The organism is Candidatus Neomicrothrix sp., assembly GCF_035329545.1.
GTDB lineage: Bacteria > Actinomycetota > Acidimicrobiia > Acidimicrobiales > Microtrichaceae > Microthrix > Microthrix subdominans.
The window spans coordinates 21,715-28,085 of sequence record NZ_DAOLGP010000043.1; the positions used below are offsets into that span (position 1 = coordinate 21,715).

At 67.7% G+C, this 6,371-nt stretch carries 6 protein-coding genes; all 6 read left to right on the forward strand.

What is annotated here, in order from left to right; all coding sequences use genetic code 11:
• Positions 1-187: 187 nt before the first annotated feature.
• Positions 188-1,432 (forward strand): alkaline phosphatase PhoX, encoded by a 1,245-nt coding sequence (locus PKD89_RS17395; protein WP_289011191.1) that lies wholly within the window; start codon positions 188-190, stop codon positions 1,430-1,432.
• Between the two features lie 163 nt (positions 1,433-1,595).
• Complete coding sequence (locus tag PKD89_RS17400; RefSeq protein WP_287378023.1) at positions 1,596-1,805, forward strand: ubiquitin-like protein Pup; 210 nt, start codon at positions 1,596-1,598, stop codon at positions 1,803-1,805.
• 17 nt (positions 1,806-1,822) lie between these two features.
• Positions 1,823-3,100: an alkaline phosphatase PhoX gene (locus PKD89_RS17405; protein ID WP_287378054.1), complete on the forward strand. Its 1,278-nt coding sequence runs from the start codon at positions 1,823-1,825 to the stop codon at positions 3,098-3,100.
• Between the two features lie 36 nt (positions 3,101-3,136).
• Positions 3,137-3,922 (forward strand): proteasome subunit beta, encoded by a 786-nt coding sequence (prcB, locus tag PKD89_RS17410; RefSeq protein ID WP_287378057.1) that lies wholly within the window; start codon positions 3,137-3,139, stop codon positions 3,920-3,922.
• 66 nt (positions 3,923-3,988) lie between these two features.
• Positions 3,989-4,855: a proteasome subunit alpha gene (gene prcA / locus PKD89_RS17415; RefSeq protein WP_287378060.1), complete on the forward strand. Its 867-nt coding sequence runs from the start codon at positions 3,989-3,991 to the stop codon at positions 4,853-4,855.
• A 43-nt stretch (positions 4,856-4,898) separates the two neighbouring features.
• The gene (pafA, locus tag PKD89_RS17420) at positions 4,899-6,257 is read left to right on the forward strand and encodes a Pup--protein ligase (RefSeq protein WP_287378062.1); all 1,359 of its coding nucleotides are present in this window, start codon (positions 4,899-4,901) and stop codon (positions 6,255-6,257) included.
• Positions 6,258-6,371: the final 114 nt, after the last annotated feature.

Here is a 6,371-nt window from a genome sequence, read left to right on the forward strand (position 1 = left end):
CGACACTGTGTACGACGTTCGGGCATCTGGCGAACGTGTCGGGGGCTATCCGTAGCGGGATTGATATCGGGCCTGCAGCGGAGCGATGCGATGGCGATGAAGAGCTGCGATGGCAGCGTCACGGTGGCTGGCGCCTGGGGTGAATAGTGCGTTCCATTAGGTGGGAATAGATCTCTGAGGGGGACCAATGAAGCATCAACACCCGCCCGACACCTCCCGGCGTCGTCTGCTGGCCGCCTTGGCTGGATTGCCCGCTGGCGCTCTGCTCGTCGCCGCTGATTGCAACGCCGTCACCACCCCACCCCCCGGGTCGACCACGTCGACGACGGGCACAGCGACGACGGCGACACCGACGACGGTTGTGCCCCCCGTCTCGTGGACCCAGCCGGTGGTCAATTCCGGCGCTGACGGCCTGTGGGTGCCCCAGGGCTGGAGCACCAAGGTGTTGGCCCGTACCGGTGAGAAGGTGGGCTCCACCAACTACGTGTGGTCGGCCGCCCCCGATGGCGCCGCCTCGTTCGTCGATCCGGGTGGCGTGGGGTGGTGGGTGGCGATCAACCACGAGGCCAGCTCCCGCAGCGGCGGTGGGGCGAGCGCCATCCATCTTTCCGAGGACGGCGAAGTGATCGCCGCACATCGCATCATCGGCGGCAGCTCCTACAACTGCGCCGGTGGCGCCACCCCGTGGGGCACCTGGCTCTCGGGGGAGGAGGTTGTTCGGGGGCGTATCTGGGAGGCCAACCCGACGATCGCGAACAGCGGTGAGCTGCGACCAGCGATGGGCGTCTTCGCCCACGAGGCGGCGGCGGTGGACGAAGCCCGTAAGGGGATCTACATGACCGAGGACCAGCCCGACGGTCGCCTCTACCGCTTCACACCAAGGTCGTGGCCCAACCTGAACGCTGGAACCCTCGAGGTGGCCGTCGTGAGCGGTGGCACCATCGGTGGCACGGGGTCGGTCGCCTGGGCCGAGGTGCCCGACCCGTCAGCGGCGACGACCGACACCCGTGCTCAGGTGGCCGAGTCCACCCCGTATGCGGGCGGGGAGGGCATCGCATTCGGCCACGGCAAGATCTTCTTCTCGACCAAGCACGACAACACGGTGTGGGCCTATGACCCGGCCAGCAGTGTGATGACGATCGTGTACCGGGCCGGCGCCGGCGCCGTGTTGACCGGGGTGGACAACCTGTGGTGGGACGACCTGTCCTCCACGCTGTTGACCGCCGAGGACGGCGGCAACATGGAGTTGGTTGCGCTAGGCCTCGATGGCTCGGCCGTTCCGATCCTGCGGGCCGAGGGTCATGGTGGCTCGGAGATCACCGGCCCCACCGTCTCACCGAATCGCCGGTTCATGACGCTGTCCAGCCAGCGGGGGAGCGCCAACTCGATTGGGGTGACCTGGCTGGTCGAGGGCGCCTTCCCGTCGCGCTGACCCGGGACGGGAACTGCGCCGCCACGTCGGCCTGACGACGAGGCTTCGAGTTGGTCGGCGCGTTCCGCCAGACGCGTGTGGGCGAGATAAGCGGGGGAGGCCGCTTACCCGCGCTAAAAAGTCACACGGCTGGACTAAGTTGCGGCCTGACCCAGGAGGGCTGATGGCCGAACGAGAAACACAGCGCAAGGCGACACCATCCCGTCAGGCGGAGGATGAACAGGTCGATGAGGCAGTGCCCGGTGGCCAGGCGGCCGAGACCGGCGAGCGGCTGAAGGCCGAGCTCGATGATCTTCTCGACGAGATCGACGAAGTCCTCGAGACCAACGCCGAGGACTTCGTGAAGTCCTACGTGCAAAAAGGCGGCGAGTAAGCACAGGTGGGGGAGCGATGAGTTCGCAGCACCCACCCGATTCGTCCCGGCGTCGGCTGCTGGCCGCCTTGGCCGGAGCGCCGATCGGCGCCTTGCTCGTCGGCGCCGGCTGCAGCTCCGATGGCGGCGACACCGCGTCCACGTCCGGTTCAAAGAAGAAGACGACGACGTCCACCTCGACGAACGGAGTGCCAACGTCCGCGCCGTCGACCCCGGCGTCGTGGTCCAAGCCGACGATCGACTCCGGTGCCGACGGCCTGTTGGTGCCCGCCGGGTGGAGCGCCACCGTGCTGGCCCGTACCGGCGAGAAGGTCGGCTCGACCAACTACGTCTGGTCGCCGGCGCCCGACGGCGCCGCCACGTTCGCCGACCCGGACGACGACGGTTGGTGGGTGGCCATCAACCACGAGGCCGCCTCCGACAACGGTGGCGGCGCAAGCGCCATCCATCTGTCCGACGACGGCAAGGTGATCGCCGCCCATCGCATCCTCGGTGGCACCACCCTCAACTGCGCCGGCGGCCCCACCCCTTGGGGCACCTGGCTGTCGGGCGAGGAGTTTGACCAGGGTCGTGTGTGGGAGGCCGATCCGACCGTCGAGAACAGCGGCGAGGCTCGGCCGGCGTTGGGCGTGTTCAAGCACGAGGCCGCAGGGGTGGACGAGGCCGGCAAGGCGGTCTACCTGACCGAGGACCAGCCCGACGGTCGCTTCTACCGCTTCACTCCGTCGTCGTGGCCCGATCTGGGCGCCGGCACCCTCGAGGTTGCGGTGGTGAAGGGCGGAAGCATCGACGGCACCGGAGCGGTGACGTGGGCGGAGGTGCCCGACCCGTCGGCGGCGGAAATGGCCACGCGAACCCAGGTGGCCGACTCCACCCCGTATGCGGGCGGGGAGGGCATCGCGCTCGGCGACGGCAAGATCTTCTTCTCGACCAAGCTGGACAACACGGTGTGGGCCTACGACCCGGCCAGCAACGAGATGTCGATCGTTTACCGGGCAAGCGGAGACGGCGCCACCGGAGACGGGGACGTGCTGACCGGCGTCGACAACCTGTGGTGGGACGGTCCGTCGGCAACGCTGTTGACCGCCGAGGACGGCGGCAATATGGAGCTGGTTGCACTCGGCCTCGATGGCTCCGCCGTCCCGATCCTGCGGGTCGAGGGTCACGATGGCTCGGAGATCACCGGCCCCACCGTGTCACCCGACCGCAAGTTCATGACCCTGTCCAGCCAACGGGGGCGCAAGGACTCGATCGGGGTGACCTGGCTGGTCGAGGGCCCGCTGCCGTCGGTCTAACCGGGCGTCGGGTCCTCGCCGCTACGCTGACTGGCGATGAACCTCCCCACCTTCTCGCCGGGTGACGACCCAGGCCCCGACTTTGCCCGACTGGTGCGCAACAGCGGCCTGAGCGCACCCGTCCCCTCGGGCGACGCCACCCTTGCCGTCCCGCACGGTACGACGTGTCTGGCGGTCCGCTTCGCAGACGGCGTGATCATGGCCGGTGATCGTCGGGCCACCTCGGGCAACCTGATCAGCCACCGCAACATCGAGAAGGTCTTCCCCGGCGACCGCTACAGCGGCGTCGCCATCGCCGGTGCGGCAGGTCCGGCCGTGCAGATGGTCCGGCTGTTCCAGCTGCAACTCGAGCACTACGAGAAGGTGGAAGGCGATCACCTGTCACTGGAGGGCAAGGCCAACCAGCTGAGCCAGATGGTGGCCCAGCACCTGCCGATGGCCATGCAGGGCCTGGCGGTCGTACCGATCTTCGCCGGTTACGACCTGAAGCGAGGCGAGGGCCGGCTGTTCCAGTACGACGTGACCGGCGGGCGCTACGAGGAGGCCGATCATACGGCCACCGGGTCGGGCAGCCTGCACGCCGGCACCGTCGTCAAGATGGGATGGAGGCGGGACCTGAGCGAGGCCGCCGCCGTCGACCTCGTGCTCGAAGCGCTCTACCAGGCGGCCGAGGAGGACTCGGCCACCGGGGGCCCCGACCTGTTGCGGGGTATCTACCCGATCGTGGCCACCATCACCGCCCGCGGCTTCGAACGCATCGACGACTCGGGCCTGGCCGAGCGCACCGAGGCACTCATCGAGCGCCTGCGGGAACGGCGCTAGCGCCGCCCGGCGCCGCTGACCCATGTCCCCCGCACCCTCCCTACGTTTGTCTTCGATCGGAGCACCATGACCCAGCCGTTCTACGTCGCCCCCGAGCAGGTGATGAAGGACCGGGCCGATTACGCCCGCAAGGGGATCGCCCGCGGTCGCAGCCTGATCGGCATGTCCTGTGACGAGGCCATCCTGATCTGTGCGGAGAACCCCAGCCGCCTGCTGCGCAAGATCTACGAGATTTACGACCGCATCGCCTTTGCCGGCGTCGGCAAATACAACGAGTTCGACCAGCTCCGCATCGCCGGGGTGCGCAGCGCCGACCTCAAGGGCTACGCCTACAGCCGTGAGGACGTGGACGGGCGGAGCCTGGCCAACGGCTATGCCCAGAGCCTGGGCAACGTCTTCACCCACGAGATGAAGCCGATGGAGGTGGAGATCCTGATCGCCGAGGTGTCGAACGGGCCCGACGATGACCGGCTGTTCCACATCCTCTACGACGGCACACTGATCGACGAGGCCAGCTTCACCGTGTTGGGCGGTGACGCCGAGGCGGTTCGGAACCGGGTGGCCAGCGAGTTCGAAGCCACGCCGAGCTTGGCGGACGGCCTGCGACTGGCCGCTTTGGCCCTGGCCGGGCCCGACCGCAGCCTGTCGGCGGGCGACCTGGAGGTGGCGGTGCTGGACCGCAACGTCGAGCATCGGGCATTTCGCCGGCTGACCGTTGACGAGGTCGCCGAACTGCTCGGCGGTGAGGTGGGCGGGAGCGACCAGTCCGGTTCCGGTAATGGGGCGTCCGACGTCGAGGAGATACCCCTCGCTGCAACGGTCACCACCGATACCGGTGCCACCGACCTGTCGACCGCCGAAACCGACGCATCGGCGGAGGCCGAGAACGACGACGAGAAGGCCCCGGAGGCCGACTCGGACGACGGCACCTGAAGACCGGCTCCAAAAACGGCTGGGCCTGAGTAGCCTGCGGTCGATGCAGCGCCGGATCATGGGGATCGAGACCGAGTACGGCGTGACCTGCACCCTGCGCGGCCAACGACGGCTCAGTCCGGACGAGGTGGCCCGCTACCTGTTCCGGCGGGTGGTCAGCTGGGGCCGCTCCTCCAATGTCTTTCTGGCCAACGGCGCCCGCCTGTACCTCGACGTCGGCTCGCACCCCGAGTACGCCACGCCCGAGTGCGACTCGTTGAACGACCTGATCGCCCATGACAAGGCCGGCGAGCGCATCCTCGAACAGCTCCTGGGTTCGGCCGAACAGCGCCTGCACGACGAGGGCATCCGCGGTGACGTCTATCTGTTCCGCAACAACACCGACTCGGCCGGCAACTCCTACGGCTGCCACGAGAACTACCTGACCAACCGCTCGGAGGACCTGGCCCATTACACCGAGGTGCTCATCCCGTTCCTGGTCAGCCGGCAGATCTATGCCGGTGCTGGCAAGGTGATCACGACCAGTCGGGGATCACACTTCTCGGTGTCCCAGCGGGCCGAGCACATCTGGGAGGGGGTCAGCTCAGCCACCACCCGCAGCCGCCCGATCATCAACACCCGCGATGAGCCGCACGCGGACGCCGAGCGGTTTCGACGCCTTCACGTCATCGTCGGCGACACCAACATGTCGGAATACTCCACCTATTTGAAGGTGGGGGCAACGATGTTGATGTTGCGCATGCTCGAGGACCCGACGGTGGTGCTGCGTGACATGACCCTGGAGAATCCGATCCGGGCGATTCGCGAGATCAGCCACGACCTCACCGGCCGCACCCGGGTGCGTCTGGCCAACGGGCGCGAGGCCTCAGCGCTCGACATCCAAGGGGAGTATCTCAACCGGGCCCTTCGGTACGCCGCCAGCCACGAGCTCAACCCGCAGGAAAAGCAGGCGCTGGCGATGTGGGAGCACGTCATGGTCGGCCTCGAGGACGATCCGATGACGCTCAACACCGAGCTCGACTGGGTGATCAAGTACCAGCTGGTCGAGGCCTACCGGGAGCGCCACGGCCTCGATCCGGGCGACGCCCGGCTGGCCCTGCTCGACCTGCAGTACCACGACATCGACCGCACCCGCTCGGTGTTCTACAAGCTGCAGCGCAGGGGCCTCGTCGAGCGCATGGTCGACGATTACGCCATCGCCGAGGCGGTCGACCTGGCGCCCCAAACCACTCGGGCACGCCTGCGGGGCGAGTTCATCCGACGGGCCAAGGAGCGCAAACGCGACTACACGGTGGATTGGGTCCACCTGAAGTTGAACGACCAGACCCAACGTTCGGTGTTGTGCAAGGACCCGTTCCTCGCCCACGACGAGCGGGTCGAGCACCTGATCGACAGCCTGTAGGCAGGCAGTGTGGGACCGGTGAACCTGTTGTGTCCGAGCGTTCAGCTGATCGAGGCGGGAGTGTGGGACCGGTGAACCTGTTGTGTCCGAGCGTTCAGCTGATCGAGGCGGGAG